The sequence below is a fragment of the Pseudonocardia sp. NPDC049635 genome (genome assembly GCF_040659795.1).
Classification (GTDB): Bacteria; Actinomycetota; Actinomycetes; order Mycobacteriales; family Pseudonocardiaceae; genus Pseudonocardia.
Window position 1 is genome coordinate 113,969 of sequence record NZ_JBFAON010000011.1, and the last position, 19,307, is coordinate 133,275.

22 protein-coding genes are annotated in these 19,307 nt (G+C 73.6%); 13 read left to right on the forward strand and 9 right to left on the reverse strand.

The features are described 5' to 3' along the window. Positions 1-15 precede the first annotated feature (15 nt). Positions 16-795, reverse strand: coding sequence for a VTT domain-containing protein (locus AB0J24_RS15600; protein ID WP_358681341.1), 780 nt, complete (start codon positions 793-795; stop codon positions 16-18). 311 nt (positions 796-1,106) lie between these two features. On the opposite strand from AB0J24_RS15600, the gene AB0J24_RS15605 reads away from it, so the two are divergent. Genes AB0J24_RS15605 through AB0J24_RS15630 form a run of 6 tightly spaced genes read left to right on the forward strand, consistent with a single transcriptional unit; the run spans position 1,107 to position 4,294 of the window. Then, positions 1,107-1,718 (forward strand): GNAT family N-acetyltransferase, encoded by a 612-nt coding sequence (locus AB0J24_RS15605; RefSeq protein WP_358681343.1) that lies wholly within the window; start codon positions 1,107-1,109, stop codon positions 1,716-1,718. Next, positions 1,706-2,188 (forward strand): NUDIX domain-containing protein, encoded by a 483-nt coding sequence (locus AB0J24_RS15610; protein ID WP_358681346.1) that lies wholly within the window; start codon positions 1,706-1,708, stop codon positions 2,186-2,188. The genes AB0J24_RS15605 and AB0J24_RS15610 overlap by 13 nt, the downstream gene beginning before the upstream one ends. Positions 2,189-2,197: 9 nt before the next feature. Continuing rightward, entirely contained in the window at positions 2,198-2,452 is a 255-nt protein-coding gene (locus AB0J24_RS15615; protein WP_358681349.1) for a Rho termination factor N-terminal domain-containing protein, read from the forward strand. 5 nt (positions 2,453-2,457) lie between these two features. After that, on the forward strand, positions 2,458-3,231 hold the full coding sequence (locus AB0J24_RS15620; RefSeq protein ID WP_358681352.1) for a 5-formyltetrahydrofolate cyclo-ligase: 774 nt from the start codon (positions 2,458-2,460) through the stop codon (positions 3,229-3,231). Continuing rightward, entirely contained in the window at positions 3,228-3,743 is a 516-nt protein-coding gene (locus AB0J24_RS15625; protein ID WP_358681355.1) for an O-acetyl-ADP-ribose deacetylase, read from the forward strand. The genes AB0J24_RS15620 and AB0J24_RS15625 overlap by 4 nt, the downstream gene beginning before the upstream one ends. A gap of 41 nt (positions 3,744-3,784) precedes the next feature. Continuing rightward, entirely contained in the window at positions 3,785-4,294 is a 510-nt protein-coding gene (locus AB0J24_RS15630) for a gamma carbonic anhydrase family protein (protein WP_358681358.1), read from the forward strand. Positions 4,295-4,312: 18 nt separating this feature from the next. On the opposite strand, the gene AB0J24_RS15635 is transcribed toward AB0J24_RS15630, so the two are convergent. Together AB0J24_RS15635 and AB0J24_RS15640 are read right to left on the reverse strand one after the other, a co-directional pair. After that, entirely contained in the window at positions 4,313-5,608 is a 1,296-nt protein-coding gene (locus tag AB0J24_RS15635) for an acyl-CoA dehydrogenase family protein (protein WP_358681361.1), read from the reverse strand. 46 nt (positions 5,609-5,654) lie between these two features. Next, the gene (locus AB0J24_RS15640; protein ID WP_358681364.1) at positions 5,655-6,995 is read right to left on the reverse strand and encodes a helix-turn-helix domain-containing protein; all 1,341 of its coding nucleotides are present in this window, start codon (positions 6,993-6,995) and stop codon (positions 5,655-5,657) included. Between the two features lie 113 nt (positions 6,996-7,108). On the opposite strand from AB0J24_RS15640, the gene AB0J24_RS15645 reads away from it, so the two are divergent. From AB0J24_RS15645 to AB0J24_RS15655, 3 genes are read left to right on the forward strand one after another with little or no spacing between them, the layout of a single operon-like run. Next, positions 7,109-8,200 (forward strand): LLM class flavin-dependent oxidoreductase, encoded by a 1,092-nt coding sequence (locus AB0J24_RS15645; RefSeq protein WP_358681367.1) that lies wholly within the window; start codon positions 7,109-7,111, stop codon positions 8,198-8,200. A gap of 48 nt (positions 8,201-8,248) precedes the next feature. Further along, complete coding sequence (locus AB0J24_RS15650) at positions 8,249-8,902, forward strand: TetR/AcrR family transcriptional regulator (protein ID WP_358681370.1); 654 nt, start codon at positions 8,249-8,251, stop codon at positions 8,900-8,902. Further along, on the forward strand, positions 8,899-9,306 hold the full coding sequence (locus AB0J24_RS15655; RefSeq protein WP_358681373.1) for a nuclear transport factor 2 family protein: 408 nt from the start codon (positions 8,899-8,901) through the stop codon (positions 9,304-9,306). The genes AB0J24_RS15650 and AB0J24_RS15655 overlap by 4 nt, the downstream gene beginning before the upstream one ends. 72 nt (positions 9,307-9,378) lie before the next feature. On the opposite strand, the gene AB0J24_RS15660 is transcribed toward AB0J24_RS15655, so the two are convergent. From AB0J24_RS15660 to AB0J24_RS15675, 4 genes are read right to left on the reverse strand one after another with little or no spacing between them, the layout of a single operon-like run. Beyond that, on the reverse strand, positions 9,379-10,116 hold the full coding sequence (locus AB0J24_RS15660; protein ID WP_358681376.1) for an SDR family oxidoreductase: 738 nt from the start codon (positions 10,114-10,116) through the stop codon (positions 9,379-9,381). 2 nt (positions 10,117-10,118) lie between these two features. After that, entirely contained in the window at positions 10,119-10,928 is an 810-nt protein-coding gene (locus tag AB0J24_RS15665; protein ID WP_358681379.1) for an alpha/beta hydrolase, read from the reverse strand. 6 nt (positions 10,929-10,934) lie between these two features. Next, on the reverse strand, positions 10,935-12,479 hold the full coding sequence (locus AB0J24_RS15670; protein WP_358681382.1) for a long-chain-fatty-acid--CoA ligase: 1,545 nt from the start codon (positions 12,477-12,479) through the stop codon (positions 10,935-10,937). Then, on the reverse strand, positions 12,476-13,513 hold the full coding sequence (locus AB0J24_RS15675) for an LLM class flavin-dependent oxidoreductase (protein ID WP_358681385.1): 1,038 nt from the start codon (positions 13,511-13,513) through the stop codon (positions 12,476-12,478). The genes AB0J24_RS15670 and AB0J24_RS15675 overlap by 4 nt, the downstream gene beginning before the upstream one ends. A 134-nt stretch (positions 13,514-13,647) precedes the next feature. Between AB0J24_RS15675 and AB0J24_RS15680 the strand changes: the two genes are divergently transcribed. Further along, a complete protein-coding gene (locus AB0J24_RS15680; protein ID WP_358681388.1) occupies positions 13,648-14,706 on the forward strand; it encodes a phosphotransferase family protein in 1,059 nt (352 codons plus the stop codon). A 22-nt stretch (positions 14,707-14,728) separates the two neighbouring features. On the opposite strand, the gene AB0J24_RS15685 is transcribed toward AB0J24_RS15680, so the two are convergent. Together AB0J24_RS15685 and AB0J24_RS15690 are read right to left on the reverse strand one after the other, a co-directional pair. Then, positions 14,729-15,379: a maleylpyruvate isomerase family mycothiol-dependent enzyme gene (locus AB0J24_RS15685; protein WP_358681391.1), complete on the reverse strand. Its 651-nt coding sequence runs from the start codon at positions 15,377-15,379 to the stop codon at positions 14,729-14,731. 50 nt (positions 15,380-15,429) lie between these two features. Next, positions 15,430-16,137, reverse strand: a complete 708-nt coding sequence (locus AB0J24_RS15690; RefSeq protein WP_358681394.1) for a GntR family transcriptional regulator — start codon at positions 16,135-16,137, stop codon at positions 15,430-15,432. A gap of 149 nt (positions 16,138-16,286) precedes the next feature. On the opposite strand from AB0J24_RS15690, the gene AB0J24_RS15695 reads away from it, so the two are divergent. The 3 genes from AB0J24_RS15695 to AB0J24_RS15705 are packed head-to-tail and all read left to right on the forward strand — an operon-like array spanning position 16,287 to position 19,296. Continuing rightward, positions 16,287-17,081 (forward strand): (Fe-S)-binding protein, encoded by a 795-nt coding sequence (locus AB0J24_RS15695; RefSeq protein WP_358681397.1) that lies wholly within the window; start codon positions 16,287-16,289, stop codon positions 17,079-17,081. Next, positions 17,078-18,649, forward strand: coding sequence for a lactate utilization protein B (locus AB0J24_RS15700; protein ID WP_358681400.1), 1,572 nt, complete (start codon positions 17,078-17,080; stop codon positions 18,647-18,649). Before AB0J24_RS15695 ends, AB0J24_RS15700 begins: the two co-directional genes overlap by 4 nt. Beyond that, the gene (locus tag AB0J24_RS15705) at positions 18,646-19,296 is read left to right on the forward strand and encodes a lactate utilization protein C (RefSeq protein WP_358681403.1); all 651 of its coding nucleotides are present in this window, start codon (positions 18,646-18,648) and stop codon (positions 19,294-19,296) included. The genes AB0J24_RS15700 and AB0J24_RS15705 overlap by 4 nt, the downstream gene beginning before the upstream one ends. Positions 19,297-19,307: the final 11 nt, after the last annotated feature.

Here is a 19,307-nt window from a genome sequence, read left to right on the forward strand (position 1 = left end):
CCCCTCCGCATTCGGTCAATCGGCGGGGGTGGTGGGCCCGGGCGGTGGCGCAGACTTCTGCTTGCGGCTCGAGCTGTAGGCGACGAACACGACCAGCGCCAGGCTGATCCACAGCGCGTACCGGTCGATCATGAGCACCACGTCGACCGCCTGCTGGCCGAGGCCGTAGCCGAGACCGGCGACCAGGCCGGTGATCAGGGCCGCCCCGAGCGCGTCGAACACCAGGAACGTGCCGAGCCGCATCCGGCCCAGCCCGGCGAGGGCGTACACGGCCACCGCGGGCACGCCGGGCAGGGCGGCCGCGACGACCACCAGCGGCATCGCCCACCGCGGCCAGGCCCGGACCCGGGCGATGAACCGCTGCGCCCCGTCCCCGGGCGCGAAGAACTGCACGACCTTGGGGCCCCAGCGGCGCCCCGCCAGCCAGAACAGCCAGTCGAACTTGATCATCCCGAAGACCCCGGCGACGATCACCAACCACAGCGGGGCCTCGCCGATCCGGGCGAACGCCGCGCCGGCACCGATCGCCGAGAGGCTGCCGGTCACGGCGCTCAGCACGATCGGGTGGGAGGCCAGCAGGAACGGCCGCAGCGGCAGCGTCGCCAGCATCACGGCCATCACCCCGAGCGTCGAGAAGACCAGGATCTTGTCGCCGCGGTTCATCGGGGTCTCCCACGGCACCACGTCCCGCAACGCCTGCTTCCCGGCCTCGATCTCCTCCGGGGTGTACTCCCGCCGCGACCACCGGCTCCGCCCCGAGCGCGTCGCGGACCGCTGCTGCTCCTCGTCGCCCATCGTCTCCCCCTCCTACGGCGCACCCCGGTACGCCTCGTCCGTGACGACGCTAAACGGTCTCGCTCCCCGGCGCGTCGGCAGCGGGGACGAGGTCGACGAACCGGTGGCCTCGTCCCCGCGGACGAGCCGGCGTGCCCGGGCGGGCAGCGGGCGCACGCACCCGCTCGCGGCCGGGGCACCCGGGCGCGGGCTCGGGGCCCCAGCCGCGGGCGGGACGAGCCACACCGGCAGTGGGCCACCGGCAGCGGGCCACCGGCGCGGCCCGCGGATATCCGGCTGCCCGGCCCCGGCGGCGGCGCTACCGTCGTGCCATGGCCGACCGCCCGGCACCCGTCGACCTGACGACCGCGGGCGCCGCGGCACCCGAGGGTGCGGTCACCTTCCGCCCGCTCGGAACCGCCGACCTGCCGATGCTGGCGGCCTGGCTGGCCGAGCCACACGTGCGGCGCTGGTGGAACCACGAGACCTCGCCCGAAGCGATCGACCGGGACTTCGGGCCCGCGATGCGCGGCGAGGAACCGGCCGAGGATCTCGTGGCGTCGGTCGGCGGGACACCGGTAGGGCTGCTGCAGCGCTGCCGGTGGCACGACTACCCCGAGTACGTCGAGGAGATCGCACCGATCCTGCAGGTCCCCGCAGGCGCTGTCTCGATCGACTACCTGATCGGCCCGCCGGAGCTCACCGGGCGTGGCCTCGGCCCGCGGATCATCGCCGCCGCCGTGCAGGGGGTGTGGCAGCGGTACCCGGAGGCGACCGCGATCATCGTGCCGGTGTGTGCGGCGAACCGGGCGTCCTGGCGTGCCCTGGAGTCCGCCGGGTTCCGCCGGGTCGCCTCCGGTGATCTCGTTCCGGACAACCCGGTCGACCCGCCGCACCACCACGTGCACCGGATCGACCGTGAGGAACCCCCATGCCACCCGTGACCAGTGCCGGGCTGTTGCTCTACCGCGAAGGGCCGGGCGGCACCGAGGTGCTGCTCGGGCACATGGGCGGTCCGTTCTGGGCCCGCAAGGAGCACGCCTGGTCGATCCCCAAGGGTGAGCACGGTCCCGAGGAGACCGCACAGGACGCGGCCCGCCGGGAGTTCGCCGAGGAGATCGGCGCCCCACCGCCCGACGGTGCGCCGCTCGAGCTGGGCAGCGTCCGGCAGTCCCGCAAGACCGTGACCGCGTTCGCCCTCGACGGCGCCGGTTTCACCGGAGCCGGTGCGGTCGCCGACCGGCCCGACGACGGCAGCTGGGTGGAGATCGAGTGGCCGCCCCGCTCCGGGCGCCGGATCCGGTTCCCGGAGCTGGACCGGGCCGAATGGTGCGATCTCGCGACGGCGCGGGAGCGCATCGTCGTCGCCCAGCGACCGTTCCTGGACCGGTTGGAAGCCCTCCTGGCCGGGTAGTCGGCGGCCATGGCGAAGAGCATCAAGGACGAGGAGATGTACGAGCGCCTCCGCGAGGAGGGCAACTCGAAGGAGAAGTCGGCGCGGATCGCGAACTCGGCGGCCGCCGAGGGCCGCGACACGGTGGGCGCCCGCGGCGGTGAAGCGGGCGACTACGAGGACATGACCAAGGACCAGCTCTACGAGCGGGCGCAGCGGGTCGGCATCGAGGGCCGCTCCGACATGACCAGGGACCAGCTGATCGAGGCCCTTCGGGAACACTGAGCGGCATGAGCCGCCGACACGACCACGACGCCGGGGGCGACCCGGAGACCCTCGCCCGCAAGGCGGAGCTGCGCGAGGAGGTCTGGACGGCGCTCACCGAGCAGAAGGCCGCCCGGTTCCCCGGTGCGCGCAACCGGATCTCGAACTTCGTCGGTGCCGAGGTCGCGGCGCGCAGGCTGCGCGAGCTGGACGTGTGGTGCGCGGCCCGCACGGTCAAGTCCAACCCGGACTCCGCGCAGCTGCCGGTGCGGCGCTACGCGCTCGAGGACGGCAAGACCGTCTACATGGCCGTGCCCAAGCTGGCCGAGGACGACCCGTTCTTCCTGCTCGACCCGGACCACCTCGCCGACCCGCCGCGGCGGGCCGCCTCCATCGCGAACGCGACCCGCTCGGCCCGCCGGGTCGCGGTCGACGACCTGGAACCGGTGGACCTGGTGGTCACCGGGTGCGTCGCGGTCGGCGCCGACGGCGCCCGGCTCGGCAAGGGCGGTGGGTTCGCCGACCTGGAGTTCGCGCTGGCCCGCGAAGCCGGGCTGATTTCCGACGAGACCCTGGTCGTCACCACCGTCCACGAGCTGCAGCTGCGCGAGGCCGGGGTGATCCCGTGGGCGTCGCACGACGTGCCGGTCGACCTGGTCGTCACCCCGGAGCGCGTCGTCGACTGCCGCGAGCATCGACGGACCCGCCCCGAGCGCGGCATCGTGTGGGAGTCCCTGACCGAGGAGAAGATCGCGGCCATCCCGCTGCTGGGGCGGCTGCGGGAGGAGGTCCGGCGATGAGTCCGCGGATCGAGGTCGAACGCGGTGACATCACCGAGGTCGAGGTGGACGCCGTGGTGAACGCCGCGAACTCCTCGCTGCTCGGCGGTGGCGGGGTGGACGGGGCGATCCACCGTCGCGGCGGGCCGGCGATCCTGCGGGAGTGCCGGGAGCTGCGCGCGGGCCGCTACCCGGACGGGCTGCCGACCGGGCAGGCCGTCGCGACCACGGCCGGTGACCTCCCGGCCCGCTGGGTGATCCACACCGTCGGCCCGGTGCATGCGAAGCGCGAGGACCGCTCGCACCTGCTGGCGAGCGCGTACCGGGAGTCGCTGCGGGTCGCCGACGAACTGGGCGCGCGCTCCGTCGCCTTCCCGGCGATCTCCGCCGGCATCTACGGCTGGCCGCTCCCGGATGCCGCCCGGATCGCCGTCGAGACCGTCCGTGACGCCGACACCGCCGTCGAGCACGTCCGGTTCGTGCTGTTCAACGACGAGGCGCTGGAGGCGTTCCGCGGCGTCGCCGGCACGTAGGATCGCCGCACCCCGACGCCCCGGACGGACAGGACCCCGCAGTGATCGAGATCGACGGCCACCACCCCGACGTGCACCCCGACGCCTGGATCGCGCCCGGCGCCGTCCTGGCCGGTCAGGTCCGGATCGGCGCGGGCACCGGTGTCTGGTACACCTGCGTGCTGCGTGCCGACCTGGCGCCGATCACGGTCGGCGCCCGCTCCAACGTGCAGGACGGCACCGTCGTGCACGCCGATCCCGGCTTCCCGGTGACGATCGGCGACGGTGTCACCATCGGGCACCGGGCCGTCGTGCACGGCTGCACGATCGACGACGACGTGCTGGTTGGCATGGGCGCGGTCCTGATGAACGGGGTGCGCGTCGGCTCCGGTTCGCTGGTCGCCGCGAGCGCGGTGCTCACCCAGGGCACCGTCGTCCCGCCCGGGTCGCTGGTCGCGGGCGTCCCGGGGAAGGTGCGCCGTGAGCTCAGCGAGGACGAGCGGAACTCGATCCCGCTGTCCGCCGCGGCCTATCTGCACCTGCTGGAGCAGCACCGCGACGCGACCGCCTGAACGATCGACACCCCGCCGTCAGGCGTTCGCCACCAGGTGCTCGAGCCGGGCCGCGACGTGCGCACGGGCCGCCTCGGTGCGGGTGGGCAGGTGCCCGGACCCGAACAGCGGCTCCCCCGGTGGCACGTCACGCAGCAGCTGCCGGGCCAGCGTCTGCCTGTGCACCTCGGTCGGGCCGTCGGCGATCGCCATCACCTGCGCGTCGACCATCATCGCCGAGAACGGCATCTCGTTGGAGATGCCCAGCGCGCCGTGCAGCTGCATCGCCCGCTGGACGACGTCGTGGTAGACCCGCGGCATCGCGACCTTCACCGCGGCGATGTCCTTGCGGACCACCCGGTAGTCCTGGTGCCGGTCGATCAGCCAGGCCGTCCGCAGCAGGAGCAGCCGGAACTGCTCCAGGTCCAGCCAGCTCTCCGCGATCTTGTCCTGTGTGGACTGCATATCGGCGAGCCTGCCGTGCCGGGTGGTACGCGAGACCGCCCGCTCCAGCATCAGGTCGAACGCCCGGCGCATCTGGGCGATGGTGCGCATCCCGTGGTGGATCCGGCCCCCGCCCAGGCGGGTCTGGGCGATCGCGAACGCCCGCCCGCGCTCACCCAGCAGATGGTCCCCCGGCACCCGGACGCCCTCGTAGCGCAGGTAGGCGTGGCTGGAGTGCTCCGGCGGCTCGGTCCCGATCCCGGCGTCGCGCACGATCGTCAGGCCCGGGGTCTCCCGGGGCACGATGAACATCGACATCCGGTCGTGCGGCGCGGCGTCCGGGTCGGTCACCGCCATCACGATCAGGAACGACGCGTGCCGGGCGTTCGAGGAGAACCACTTCTCGCCGTCGATCACCCAGTCCGCACCGTCCCGGACGGCGCGGGTGACGAACAGGGTCGGGTCCGCGCCGGCCTGCGGCTCGGTCATCGAGTAACAGGAGGAGATCTCGCCGTCCAGCAGCGGCTGCAGGTAGCGCTGCTTCTGCGCAGGTGTCCCGAAGTGGGCGAGGATCTCGGCGTTGCCCGAGTCCGGGGCCTGGCAGCCGAAGACCGTCGGCGCCCAGCGCGAGCGGCCGAGCAGCTCGTTCAGCAGGGCCAGCCGGACCTGCCCGTAGCCCTGGCCACCGAGCTCGGGCCGCAGGTGCGCCGCCCACAGGCCACGCTCGCGGACCTGCTGCTGCAGGGGGCGGACCAACCGGCGCGCCGTCTCGTCGGACTTGTCGTAGGGGTCGCCGAGCACCAGGTCGAGCGGTTCGACCTCGTCGCGCACGAACGCGTCCACCCAGTCCAGCTTCTCCTGGTACTCCGGTTCGGTCTCGAAGTCCCACATCAGAGCGCGCCCCTCCCCAGGTCGTCGTGTTCCGCGTCGTGGACGGTCATGGGCTTCCCTCCTCGTGGGACGGGTCCGGCCCGGCCGCGAGGACCTCCACCTGCAGGGCCAGCTGGGCGGCCAGCAGCGCGTCGAACCGGCGCATGTCCAGCCCGGTGAGGTGCTCGATGCGGCCGAGCCGGTACCGGACGGTGTTCTCGTGCACACCGAGCCTGGTCGCCGCCGCGCGCACCTGTGCGCCCGCGGCGAGATAGCACCGCAACGTCTCGACGAGATCGCCACCGGTGCCGGTGTCGTTGCGCCGCAGCGGTCCGAGGCACTGTTCGGCGAAGCGGACGGCGACCGCCGTCCGGTCGCCGTTCACGACCAGCCGCAGTGTGCTCAGCTCGGTCACCGGGACGACGTCGGCCGACCCGCCGAGCGCGGCGGCCAGCTCGTCCACGTCGCGGGTCTCGGCGAGAGCGGCGGGATAACCGCAGACCTCCCGGATCGCGCCGGAGACGACGGCCCGCCGGACACCGGTGACCGCGGCGACCCGGTCCAGGCAGGAGCGCAGCGCGTCGTGCAGGCCGCGCAGCCCGCCCGGTGCCGTTTCCGGGGGCAGCTCCAGCAACGTCACCACGGCGTCCGGTTCGGCGAGGGCACCACGGGCGGCGCCGGGCAGCGCGGTCAGCGCGTCGAGCACCCCGTCCCGGCACGCCGACGCCGACCGGCCGGTCCGCACCGGGAACCGCACCAGCACGTGGCCCACGGCCGGGTCGAGACCCACCCGCGCAGCGAGCCGGACCAGGTCGGGCTCGGCCCGGGTGCCGTGCAGCAGGTCGGCCAGTGCGTCGTCGCGGTTGCGGGCGGCCGCGCGGGCGGTGACCACCTCACCGGTCAGCTGCACCGAGAGCACGGCGGCGAGCTGCTCGGCGAACGGGGCGTCGGCCGGGCCCAGTGAGCGGCCGAGCTCGGCGACGTCGAGGTAGCCACCGGTCTCGCCCTCCACCATCAGCACCGCGAGCAGGTGGCGGCGGGGCAGGCCGTGCACCGGGGCCGGCGGCAGGACGACCGAGGGCAGACCGGGGCCCAGCCGGGTGAGGCCGCGCCGCAGCTCGGGGACGGCCAGTGCGGCCGCCGGCAGCGCCGGCGCGCGGTCCAGCCGGAACGCCGCGGGCGCCGCCCAGCAACGCAGCTGTTGCGGGTCGGTGCCGCGCAGCGCGACCGGCAACCCGAGCAGCTCGGCCGCGCGGGTGACCAGCTGCCCGGGTGGCGCACCGGCGAGCACCGCCGCGGACAGCCCGGCCAGTCGCCGGGCGAGCGGATCAGATGCGGCCGGTGGGTCCGCGACCAGCACCGGGGCCGGGACCGGGCCGACCGTGAGGTGGGTGAGGGATCCCGCCATCGTGCGTTGCCACCTCCGTCGAAGCCTTGACCCGCTGTGACGCGTCACACTACCCTGACAGCCCTAACGATCGTTAGGCAACCCCTTCGTCGAGATGAGAAAGGCGAACCGCCATGGATGTCGGTGTCCTGCTCGTGTTCCAGAACTGGCACGAGGATCTGAGCGACGCGGAGATGTTCCGTCAGGAGGCGGAGCTCGGTGTGCTGGCGGAGGAGTACGGGTTCGACTCCGTCTGGGCGGCCGAGCACCACTTCGACGACTACTCAATGTGCCCGGACAACCTGCAGTTGATGAGCTACCTGACCGGTCGGACCAGCCGGATCAAGCTGGGCACCGGCGCGGTGATCCTGCCCTGGAACGACCCGGTACGGGTCGTCGAGAAGGTCGCGATGCTCGACATCCTGTCCCGCGGCCGGGTCGTCTTCGGCATGGGCCGCGGTCTGGCGAAGATGGAGTACGAGGGCTTCCGGCAGGACATGAACGAGTCCCGCGGCCGGTTCGACGAGGCCGCACCGCTGATCATCGAGGGCCTGCGGAAGGGCTACGTCGAGCACAAGGGCACCTACTACGACCAGCCCCGGGTCGACATCCGCCCGGCACCGGAGGCCGGGAACGACTGGGAGGGCCGGCTCTACGGCGTCGCGATGTCACCGGACTCGGTGCCCGCGGTGGCGAAGATCGGCGCCCGGATGATGACCTTCATGCAGTACCCGGCGGAGCAGCACGTCCCCGCGATCGAACGCTATCGCGAGGTCTACCGGGAGACCCACGGCACCGAGCCGGGACCGGTCCTGACCCAGGACTTCATCTACTGCCACGAGGACCCCGAGGTCGCCGAGCGGACGGCCCGCGAGTACCTGTCGCGGTACTTCCTCTCCGTCGTCAAGCACTACGACTTCGCCGGCAAGCACTGGCGGGAGACCAAGGGCTACGAGGCCTACCAGGCCGGTGCCGACATGATCCGCGAGGCCGGCATGGAGGCCGCCGCCGCGGGTTACGCCGACACCCAGATCTGGGGCACTCCCCAGCAGATCATCGAGAAGTACCGGCGCCGGATCGAGCTGTTCGGCGACCACCAGCCCAACGTCGCACCGTCGTTCGCGGGCCTGCCGTTCGACAAGGTCCGGGCGAGCCTGAAGCTGTTCGGCGAGAAGGTGGTGCCCGAGCTGCAGAAGATGGGCGTCTCGACGGCCGTCCCCGCCTGAGGTCCCCGGCCGCTCCCGGAGGTGGTCACGGTGACAGGGTCTCGGGTCATGAACGCCGATCCGAGCCAGGGGGGACGCCCGGCGCGCGCTGGTTCCCGCAAGTCCGAACTCATCGCGCTGGCGAGCCGGATGTTCCGGGAGCACGGCTACCACGGGGTGGGCATGCGGGCCCTGGCCGACGCGGCCGGCATGCAGGCGGCGTCGCTGTACCACCACTTCCGCAGCAAGGAGGAGCTGCTGCTACACACGATCTACGTCGTGGACCGCGACATGGTCGTGGAGCAGATGCCGCTGCTGGACGGTCCGGGGAGCCACGCCGAGCGGCTCGCCGCGCTGGTGCGCGCGCACATCACCCACATCGGAGCCAACCGGGACGCCTGGCTCGTCGCCGGCCGGGAGCTGCGCGCGCTCTCCCCGGAACGGCTCGAGGCGGTGCAGAGCTACCGGCGTGACTACCAGCGCCGGATCGCCCGGCACATCGCCGAGGGGGTCGAGGCGGGTGAGTTCGACTGCCCCGACCCCCGGCTCGCCGGCCTGGCGATCCTGGACCTGATCAACGGCCCGAACGAGTGGTTCGACCCGGCCGGGCGGTTGACGATCGAGGAGATCGCCGACCGCTACGCCGACATGGTCGTCCGCCAGCTGACCGCGCCCGCCCGCACTGTGCCGGGCGGGCTGACGACGAGGGACGAGGACACATGAGCACGACCGAGGAGCGCAACAAGCAGATCGTCACGGAGTTCATGGAGGTGTTCTCCGGTGGCGACGTCGAGGCGATCCTGTCCCGGCTGACCGACGACGCCACCTGGTGGGTCGCCGGGACGATCCCGGGCATCTCCGGGACGAAGGACAAGGCCGCGTTCGCCGAGATGGTCTCCGGGATCGCCGCCTCCACCACCAGCGGCGCGATCCGGCTGACCCCGCTGGCCTTCACCGCCGAGGGCGACCGGGTCGCGGTCGAGACCGAGTCCTACACCGAGCTGACCAACGGCCGCGTCTACAACAACCTCTACCACTTCCTGTTCACGGTGCGCGACGGGAAGATCGCATCGGTCAAGGAGTACCTGGACACCGAGCACACCACCGCGGTGTTCGTCACCCCCTGATCGGCCGCACATGAACGACGGTGCCCCGCAGCCGCTCGGCTGCGGGGCACCGTCGCGTCGGTGGCCGTCCGCTCAGGACCGCCTGCGCCGGGGCGCTCCGAACGAGGCGAGCAGCCCGCCGTCGACCGCGACCGTCGAGCCGGTCATGTAGGTCGCCCCAGCCACCGCCCACACCACGTCGGCGATCTCCTCCGGACGGCCGGGCCGGCCCATCGGGATCCCGTCCACCACCGCCGACCGGGAGGCCCCGGACAACCCGGCCGTCATCGTGGTGTCCACGAAGCCCGGGACGACCAGGTTGACCCGCACCCCGTCGGCGGCCAGCTCCATCGCCAGCGTGGCGGTCAGCCCGGCCAGCCCGGCCTTCGCCGAGCCGTACGCCGCGTCACCCGGGTACCCGCGCAGCCCGACCACAGCCCCGATGTTGACGACGCAGGAGCCCTCGGTCAGCAGCGGCCGGGCGGCCCGCGCCACCCGGAACGCACCCCCGAGATTGGTGGCCAGCACCTCCTCCCAGGCGTCGTCGCCGAGCCGGTCCAACCGGCCGCCGCGATGCACCCCCGCGGACTGGACGAGCACGTCCACCGATCCCGACGACTGCTCGACGAGCGCCATCGCCCGCTGCACCGAAGCGGTGTCGGCGATGTCGGCGGGCACCGGGTGCACCCGGTCGCGGACCGCGACGGGCCAGGTGTCGCGCTCCACCGACCGGGCCAGCACGTGCACCGTGTCCCCCTCGGCGAGTGCCCGGTCGACGACGGCCCGGCCGATCCCGCGCGACCCGCCCGTCACCACCCAGGTCCGCCCCACGGTCAGCTCCCGAGGCGGGCCAGGAAGCCCAGCAGCTCGGTGCGGTAGGTCTCGCCGTCCTCCAGGAACGGGGCGTGCCCGACCCCGCCGAACTCGACCAACCGGGCGTCGGGGTACATCGTGCGGGACGCGGCGACCGCGTCGAACGGGACGAAGCCGTCCTCCCGGCCGCAGAGCAGCAGCACCGGGACGGTCAGCGTCGGCAGGATCTCCCGCTGGTCGATCTGGGCCAGGTCGCGCAGGGTGTCCGAGGAGCGCGGACCGCTCTCCAGGAACGCCAGCCAGATCGCCTGCACCGTCGGTTCGCCGACCGGCTTGGCGCACACCGCCTCGGCGACGGTGCGGAAGGTGCCCGGCCGGTCGGCGGCCAACCCGGCGAGCACCCCCTCCACGTCGTCCGGGGTGCCGCCGTAGGGCCAGTCCTCCGTCCTGGTGTAGCGGGGCGTCGCGCCACCGGTCAGCACCAGGCCGCCCAGGTTCGACCCGAGCCTGCGGGCCGCCTCGATGATCACCGCACCGCCGAGCGACCAGCCGTTGAGCACCGGCTCACGCAGGCCCAGGTGTTCGACGAGGGCGACGACGTCACCGGCGATCGCCCCGATCGAGGTGTCGGTGAAGTCCGCGTCGGACCGTCCGCAGGCCCGGTGCTCGATCGTGGTGACCGAGTGCCCCGCGGCGAGCAGCGCGGACACGGTGGTGTCCCAGCAGCGCGCGTTGGCGGCCCAGCCGTGCACCAGCACCACCGGGCGTCCGGCGCCGGCGTGGTGTTCGTAGAAGACCCGCTTGCCGTCCTCCACCTCGAGGTACGCCATGGTCGATCACTCCTTCTCGGTCGTGGGGGCGAACTGCGTGCGCAGCCGCCGCTTGTCCGTCTTGCCGACACTGGTCCGGGGCAGCGCGCCGACAGTGACGACGTCCTCGGGCAGCCACCACCGTGGCACCCGCTCGCGCAGCCGGGCCAGCAGTTCCGGTCCGTCGGCGGTGCTGCCCTCCCGCGGGACGACGACGGCGAGCGGGCGCTCCTGCCAGCGCCGGTGCGGGACCGCGATCACCGCGGCGTCGGTGACGTCCGGATCGGCCAGCAGCGCCTGCTCCAGCGCGACCGAGCTGATCCACTCGCCGCCGCTCTTGATGAGGTCCTTCACCCGGTCCACGATGCGCAGCCGGCCGTCGGGATCGATCGTCGCGACGTCCCCGGTGCGCAGCCATCCGTCGGTGAACCGGTCCGGCGCCTCCCCCAGGTAGTAGGAGGTCGCCACCCAGGGGCCGCGGATCAGCAGCTCCCCGGCGGACTCGCCGTCCCAGGGCAGCTCGGCGCCGTCGTCGTCGACGATCCGCCACTCCAGGCCGGGCAGCAGCAGGCCCTGGGTGCGGGTGCGACGGTGCCGCTCGGCCGGATCGTCGGGCGGATCGGGATCGCGGGTGAAGGTGGCCATCGGGGAGATCTCGGTCATCCCCCAGCCCTGGTACACCGGCACGCCCAGGTCCTCCCAGGCGGCGATCAGCTCCAGCGACGGGGTAGAGCCGCCGAGGACGAGCGCGCGCAACGAGGACATGTCGCTGCCCTCGCGGCGCACGTGCGTCAGCAGGTCGGTGGCCACCGTCGGCACCATGCCGAGGTAGGTGACCCGCTCCCGGGCGATGATCGTGGCGATGTCACCGACCGACGGGTGCGGGCCGGGGAGCACCTGCGCGGCACCCGCCATCGTCGCTGCGAACGGGACGCCCCAGGCGTTCGCATGGAACAGCGGCACCACGTGCAGCACCGTGTCGCGCGCCGAGATCGCGTGCCCGTCGGCCAGGCACGCGGCGAAGGTGTGCAGGTAGAGGCCGCGGTGGGTGTAGCCGACGCCCTTCGGCCGCCCGGTGGTGCCCGAGGTGTAGCAGAGCACCGCGAGGTCGTCCTCACCGCGTTCCGGCGGCCCGTTCCACACCGGACCGGTGGCGACGAGTGCCTCGTAGGCGTCGCCGGAGTCCAGCACCCCCAGCTCCGGGCGGACGCCGTCGAGCAGGTGCATCAGGTCGGTGTCGGCGATGATCAGCCGGTCGTCGGCGTGTCCGGCGATGTAGGCGATCTCGTCGGCCGACAGCCGCAGGTTCAGCGTGTGCAGCACCGCCCCGGCCAGCGGCACCGCGGCGTAGAGCTCCAGGTGACGGTGGTGGTTCCAGCACAGCGAGCCGATCCGGTCCCCGGGGCGCACCCCGAGCCGGCGCAGTGCCCCGGCGAGCCGGGCGACCCGCTCGGCGTAACCGGCGTAGTCGTAGCACTGCACCCGCTCCCCGCCCTCGTAACCGACGATCGGCCGGTGCGGGTGGTGACGCCGGGCCCGCTCGGTGAACCCGGTGACGAGCAGCTCGTTCACGCGCGCAGCCGCTCCCGCACCGCCGGGACGACCTTGTCCGCCAGGTAGGCGATGCGCTCCGAGCCGCTGTCCACCGGCTCACCGGGCAGCATCGCCCAGAAGTGCACGTCGCGGATCTGCGGGGTGTCCGACAGCAGCGTGCTGAAGTGGTCGACCGCCATCGCGGCGTCCATCAGCTGGTAGGCACCGGCCTCGACGATCTGGGCGGGATCGGTGAACCGCGGCACCTCCTCCGGCGGGCCGAACGCGCCCCACGAGATGTACTCGTTGAGCTGGTACAGGGCGTGCCCGCCGACCTGGGACCAGACCTTCTCCGGGTCCTCGGCGACGATCGTCCACTGGCCGGCGTAGATCCGGGCGTCGGCGGCGGGGCGACCGAGCCGTTCCATCGCGTCGAGGTAGCTGCGGTGGTGGATGTTCTGGGTGGAGAGGAACCCGTCGGCGATCCGGGCGGCCCGCTCGATGGCGACGTCGGCCATCGCACCGACCAGCAGCTGCGGCGGGGTCTCCGGCGCCGGGGTGACGGGCAGCTGCGGCAGCCGGTAGCGGCGGCCCTCGAAGCCCTCCGCGGAGCCCGACCAGGCCCGCCGGATCACCTCCACGCCCTCCTCCAGCAGGCTGGGTCGCTGGGTGACCTTCCGACCGAACGCCTCGAACTCGCGCACCCAGTAGCCCTGCCCGACACCGAGGTCGAACCGGCCGCCGGCGAGCAGCGACAGGGTCGCCGAGTCCTCGGCGAGGCGCACCGGGTCGTGCAGCGGTGAGACGATCAGGTTGGTGCCGATCCGCATCCGGGCGGTGCGCTGGGCGATCGCAGAGGCGAGCACGAACGGCGAGGGGCTGTAGCCGTCGTCGCAGAAGTGGTGCTCGGTCAGCCAGACCGAGTCCAGACCGCGCTGCTCGGCCCAGGAGATCTGGTCGAGCACCTCGGCGTAGAAGGAGCTGAACGGGCGGTCCGGGTCGGGGTTGCGGAAGTCGTACCAGAGCCCGAAGGCCGGGCCGGTGGAGGCGGGCGTCGTGCGCTGGCTGGTCATGACCGCACCCTGGTCGGTGACGTGAGCCCTGTCACCTGCCCGGCAGGCCGGGTGTTGTCGACTCCTTCAACCCGGCGCCGGGTCGTCCGCGGACGGTCCGGGACGGATCGCCCGTCCCGGGTTACCGTGCCGGGATGCCGATCGCGAGCCAGCCGGACTGGTTGTCCGCCGACGTCGTCGATCTCGCCGCACTGGCCCGCTGGGGGCAGCGGCACGGGCTGTCCGGCCCGATCGAGCAGGTCGACCGGATCGGCGGCGGAACCCAGAACGTGGTGCTGCGGCTGTCCTGGGGTGGGCGCGACCTGGTGCTGCGCCGCCCACCGGAACACCCGCGGCCGGGCAGCGACGCCACCATCGCCCGCGAGATCCGGGTGCTCTCCGCGCTGGCCGGCACCGACGTGCCGCACCCGGCGTTCGTCGCGGGTTGTACCGACACCGACGTGCTCGGCGTGGTCTTCTACCTGATGGAGGCGGTCGAGGGCGACCACCCGGGCACCGCGGTCGGCGAGCCGTACCGCGGCGACCCGGACGCCCGCCGGGCGGCCGCACTGGACACCGCGACCGCGCTCGCCCGGCTGCACGCGGTGGACCACGAGGCCATCGGCCTCGGTGAGCTGGGCCGGCCCGCCGGGTTCCTGGAACGGCAGGTCCCCCGCTGGCTGGACCATCTCGCCTCCTACGAGCGGGTACCGGGGTACCCGGGGCACCGGCTCCCGCACGTCCCGGAGCTCGCCCGATGGCTGGAGGCCCACCGGCCCGCACAGTCGCGGGCCGGGCTGGTGCACGGCGACTACCACCTCAACAATCTGCTGCTCGATCCCGTGACACCGCGGGTGGCGGCGATCGTCGACTGGGAGATGTGCACGGTCGGCGACCCGCTGCTCGACCTGGGCTGGCTGCTGGTCACCTGGCCGGAGGGCCCCGAGCCGCTCGCCGGGGCCGCGTTCGCCGCCCTCGGCGGGCTGCCCGGGACGGACGAACTGGTGGCGGCCTACGCGCGCCGCTCCGACCGCGACCTGTCCGCGGTCGGCTGGTACACGGTCCTCGCCGGGTTCAAGCTGGCCATCGTGATCGAGGGGACCCATGCCCGCTCGTTCGCCGGGCAGGCCGATCCCGAGGTCGGCGCGCACCTGCACCACGCCGCGGTCGACCGGTTGACCCACGTCGCCCGGCTCGCCGGACTCGGCGACTGAGGTCCACCGGTCCGGCGCCGGATCAGCCGAGGCGCCCGTGCAGTACGTCGACCCCCGGCCCGTCGAGCCGGTCGAGCACGGCTGCGCGGCCACAGGCCGCGACGAGCAGGTCGATGCCCCGCCCGGAGACGACGTCACCCTCGCCGTGGGCGAACCCGGCGTCGTCGGCGACGAACCGCAGCCCGGCCAGCCGCTCCCGGGTGGTGAACCCGGCGGCCGCCCGCCCGACGACGAACTCCAGCCCGATCCGCACGTCGGCCGGGTCCGGGTCGTGGGGCAGGCCGAGCGGGACCGTGATGTCGGCGGTGTGCACCAGGGCGTCGGTCATCGGCCCGCGCGGGCCGGTGCCGGGTGGGGCGAACCGGCTGTCCGCGTGGTCGCGCAGCGTCGCGACGATCGCGGACACCGGCCGGCGGGCCGTCCGCCGGGCGACCCGGTCGATCGCCCGGTCGACGTCGCCGCGGGCCAGCAGCAGGTCCAGCAGCAGGCCCGGCATCGACATCGTCAGCACCGAGGCGACGTGCGCGGCGACCGTCCGCACGTCCCAGCCCGCGCACAGGCTGGGGGCGGCGAGCTGCGCGTCGTCCAACGATTCGACCAGGTCGGCGAGCGCACGCCGGTGGCGGGCCGCCACCGCGCGCACGACGTCCTCGGACCTCTCGGATGCAGGCACGCCGGACCTCCTCCCGGGCGGGCACCGCGGGCCCGCGACGAAGGCAGATGCTAGAGGACCAGCCTGCCGTGGAACGCGCGGATGTGCGCCTCGATCAGGTCGGCGGCGCGTGCCCGGTCCCCGTCGGTCAGCGCCGCGTGGATCTGCCGGTGTTCGGCACGCAGCCGTTCACGCAGCGCGGCCCAGTCCCCCTGCGCGCGCATCGCGTCGAGCAGCACCCCGCGCACGGACTCCCGGATCGCCACGGTCAGCTCGTTGACCAGCCGGTTCCCGGCCGCCCCGGCGATGAGGACGTGGAAGGCGATGTCGGCGTCGCTGAACTCCTCCGGGCCGAGATCGGCGTCCATCGCGTCCAGCTCGGCGGTCAGCGCCAGCAGGTCCGCCGCGGTGCGCCGGCGCGCGGCCAGGCTCGCGGAGAAGCGTTCCAGCATCACCCGCGCCTCGGTGACGTCCACGACCGGGAACGAGTCGACGGCCAGGTGCAGCTGCAGGACCCGGCCCAGCGCCCGAGCCGGGGCGGGGACGACGACGGTGCCCGAGTCGGTGCCCGTCCCGACCTGAGAGCGGATCACGCCCTGGGCCTGGAGCACCCGCAGCGCCTCGCGCACCGCCTGCCGGCTCGCGCCGAGCCGCGCGGCCAGCTCCCGCTCCGGTGGCAGCCGGTCGCCGGGCCGCCACTCCCCCGAGGTCAGGCGCTGCTCGACGTGGTCGAGGACCATCTCGTAGGTGGCCGGTCGCCCGCTGCGGGTCTCACCCACGTCGCCCTCCGAACTTGTCTGTGGTCCGACCATACCGCTACCTTGGTCCGACCACACGTGCCGCCCACCGAGACTCTGGCCCACCCCACGCTCCGCCCACCGAGACCTCGACCCGCCCCACCTCCGCCCACCACATCCCCGGAGGCCCCATGCCCCGCGTCGGCCTGATGGTCACCTGCCTGAACGACGCCCTCTTCCCCGACACCGGCAAGGCCGTCGTCACCCTGCTCCGCCGGCTCGGTGTCGACGTCGACTTCCCGGCCGCGCAGACCTGCTGCGGCCAGCCGATGGTCAACACCGGCTACCTCGACGAGGCGGTCCCGCTGCTGCGCAACCACCTCGACGCCTTCGCCAGGTACGACGCGATCCTCGCGCCGTCGGGCTCCTGCGCCGGTTCGGTCCGCCACCAGCACGGCCTGGTCGCCCGACGCTCCGGCGACCCGGGACTGGTCCGCGACGTCGAGCAGGCCCCGCCGGTGTACGAGCTCACCGAGTTCCTCGTCGACGTACTCGGGGTCGTCGACGTCGGCGCCTACTTCCCGCACCGCGTCACCTACCACCCCACCTGCCACTCGCTGCGGATGCTCGGCGTCGGTGACCGGCCCACCCGGCTGCTGCGGGCGGTCCGCGGGCTCACCCTGCTCGACCTGCCGGGTGCCGCCGAGTGCTGCGGCTTCGGCGGGACGTTCGCGGTGAAGAACGCGGAGACCTCCGTCGCGATGGGCGGCGACAAGGCGCGGCACGTCCGGGAGACCGGTGCCGAGGTGCTGGTCGCCGGGGACAACTCCTGCCTGATGCACATCGGCGGGTTGCTGTCCCGGCAACGGTCCGGGGTCCGCGTGATGCACCTGGCCGAGGTGCTCGCCGAGACCGAGCCCGTCATCGCCGGCCCCGGCCGGGCGGGTGACCAGCGTTCCGTCGGCAGCGCGGGGGTGGCCCGGTGAGCGGCACCTTCCTCGGCACCCCCGCCTTCCCCGACGCCGCCCGCGCCGCCCTGGGCGACTCGCAGCTGCGCCGCAATCTCGCCCACGCCACCGGGACGATCCGTACCAAGCGGGCCGGCGTCGTCGGGGAGGTCGACGAGTGGGAGCAGCTGCGCCTCGCCGGCGCGGCGATCAAGGACCGGGTGCTGCGGCACCTGCCCGACTACCTGGAGCAGCTGGAACGCTCCCTCACCGCGGCCGGGGCGACGGTGCACTGGGCCCGCGACGCGGCCGAGGCCAACTCGATCGTCGTCGACATCGCACGCCGGCACGGTGCCGACGAGGTCGTCAAGGTCAAGTCGATGGCGACCCAGGAGATCGACCTCAACGCCGCGCTGTCCGACGCCGGCATCCACGCCTGGGAGACCGACCTGGCCGAGCTGATCGTCCAGCTGGGCGACGACCTGCCCAGCCACATCCTGGTCCCGGCGATCCACCGCAACCGTGCCGAGATCCGGGAGATCTTCCTGCGCGAGATGGGCCGGGCCGGGCGTGCCGCACCGGCGGACCTGACCGACGAGCCCGCGCAGCTGGCCGCCGCCGCACGGGCGCACCTGCGGGAGAAGTTCCTGCGCGCGAAGGTCGCGGTGTCCGGGGCGAACTTCGCCGTCGCCGAGACCGGGACGCTGACCGTCGTCGAGTCCGAGGGCAACGGCCGGATGTGCCTGACCCTGCCCGAGGTGCTCGTCTCGGTGGTCGGCATCGAGAAGGTCCTGCCCACCTTCGCCGACCTGGACGTCATGTTGCAGCTGCTCCCCCGCTCCTCGACCGGCGAGCGGATGAACCCCTACACCTCCACCTGGACCGGGGTCACCCCCGGTGACGGCCCGCAGGAGGTGCACGTGGTGCTGCTCGACAACGGCCGCACCGACGTGCTCGCCGATCCCACCGGGCGTCAGGCGCTGCGCTGCATCCGCTGCTCGGCCTGCCTGAACGTGTGCCCGGTCTACGAACGCACCGGCGGGCACGCCTACGGTTCGGTCTACCCGGGCCCGATCGGTGCGATCCTCACCCCGCAGCTGCGGGGCGTCGGCGCCGACCCGCAGACCGACTCGTTGCCCTACGCGTCCAGCCTGTGCGGGGCCTGCTTCGAGGTGTGTCCGGTGCGGATCGACATCCCGGAGGTGCTGGTGCACCTGCGCGGTGAGGTGGTCGACGCGCACAAGAAGGCCAGCAGCGTTCCGTCGGTGCAGGACATGGCGATGCGCGCGGCGAGCTGGACGCTGTCGTCGGCGGCCCGCACGGAGCGGGCCGAGCGCGTCGCCGGCCTCGGCGGGAGGCTGGCCGCGCGGGCCGGGCGGCACGCCCCCGGCGGACGCACCGTGCTGGGTGCCGTCCCCGGGCCCGGGGCGGCCTGGTCGGAGTCCCGGGACGTGCCGGTACCCGCCGCGGAGTCGTTCCGGGCCTGGTGGGAGCGCACGGACGGCGGCCGGAGCCGGACCACCGACACCGACGGCGGCCGGAGCCGGACCACCGACACCGACGGCGATCGGAGCCGGACCATCGACACCGACGGCGGCCGGTCGTGAGCGCGCGCGAGGAGATCCTCGCCCGGGCCCGGCGGGCGCTGGTCGACGTGCCGCAGGTCGAGCCGGTGCTCGACGTGCCGGTCCTCCGGCCGGGCCCGACGCCCGCGCCGGATCACGAGCAGGTGGTCGACCGGTTCGACGAGCGGGTGGCCGACTACCGCGCCGTGGTGGAACGGGTGCGGGCGGACGGCGCGCTGCAGGCGGTCGCCGGTGCCCTGGCCGGGCGCGTCCCGCAGGCCGGGTCCGGGCCGCTGCGGATCCTCGTCCCGCCGGGCTTCCCCGCCGACCTCGTGCCCTCCGGTGTCGAGGTGGTGCCGGACGGGCCCGAGGTCACGGTGTCCGAGCTGGACCGGTGCGACGGTGTGCTGTCGACCGCGGCGGTCGGCATCGCCGAGACCGGGACGATCATTCTGGACCACGGCCCCGGGCAGGGCAGGCGGGCCGCCACGCTCGTCCCCGACCTGCACGTCTGTGTGATCCGCAGCGACCAGATCGTGCCGGGCGTGCCGGAGGCGGTCGCCGTCCTCGACCCGGCCCGCCCGCACACCTGGATCAGCGGCCCGAGCGCCACCAGCGACATCGAGCTGGACCGGGTCGAGGGGGTGCACGGGCCGCGGACGCTGCACGTCCTCGTCGTCGCGGACTGACGTCCTTCGCG

Bases quoted from the DNA above. Each gene is read 5' to 3' on its own strand.
- AB0J24_RS15635 (WP_358681361.1), bottom strand. From the start codon at position 5,608: ATGTGGGACTTCGAGACCGAACCGGAGTACCAGGAGAAGCTGGACTGG.
- AB0J24_RS15625 (WP_358681355.1), top strand. From the start codon at position 3,228: ATGAGTCCGCGGATCGAGGTCGAACGCGGTGACATCACCGAGGTCGAG.
- AB0J24_RS15610 (WP_358681346.1), top strand. From the start codon at position 1,706: ATGCCACCCGTGACCAGTGCCGGGCTGTTGCTCTACCGCGAAGGGCCG.
- AB0J24_RS15600 (WP_358681341.1), bottom strand. From the start codon at position 795: ATGGGCGACGAGGAGCAGCAGCGGTCCGCGACGCGCTCGGGGCGGAGC.
- AB0J24_RS15665 (WP_358681379.1), bottom strand. From the start codon at position 10,928: ATGGCGTACCTCGAGGTGGAGGACGGCAAGCGGGTCTTCTACGAACAC.
- AB0J24_RS15640 (WP_358681364.1), bottom strand. From the start codon at position 6,995: ATGGCGGGATCCCTCACCCACCTCACGGTCGGCCCGGTCCCGGCCCCG.
- AB0J24_RS15650 (WP_358681370.1), top strand. From the start codon at position 8,249: ATGAACGCCGATCCGAGCCAGGGGGGACGCCCGGCGCGCGCTGGTTCC.
- AB0J24_RS15675 (WP_358681385.1), bottom strand. From the start codon at position 13,513: ATGACCAGCCAGCGCACGACGCCCGCCTCCACCGGCCCGGCCTTCGGG.
- AB0J24_RS15695 (WP_358681397.1), top strand. From the start codon at position 16,287: ATGCCCCGCGTCGGCCTGATGGTCACCTGCCTGAACGACGCCCTCTTC.
- AB0J24_RS15655 (WP_358681373.1), top strand. From the start codon at position 8,899: ATGAGCACGACCGAGGAGCGCAACAAGCAGATCGTCACGGAGTTCATG.
- AB0J24_RS15615 (WP_358681349.1), top strand. From the start codon at position 2,198: ATGGCGAAGAGCATCAAGGACGAGGAGATGTACGAGCGCCTCCGCGAG.
- AB0J24_RS15620 (WP_358681352.1), top strand. From the start codon at position 2,458: ATGAGCCGCCGACACGACCACGACGCCGGGGGCGACCCGGAGACCCTC.
- AB0J24_RS15645 (WP_358681367.1), top strand. From the start codon at position 7,109: ATGGATGTCGGTGTCCTGCTCGTGTTCCAGAACTGGCACGAGGATCTG.
- AB0J24_RS15680 (WP_358681388.1), top strand. From the start codon at position 13,648: ATGCCGATCGCGAGCCAGCCGGACTGGTTGTCCGCCGACGTCGTCGAT.
- AB0J24_RS15605 (WP_358681343.1), top strand. From the start codon at position 1,107: ATGGCCGACCGCCCGGCACCCGTCGACCTGACGACCGCGGGCGCCGCG.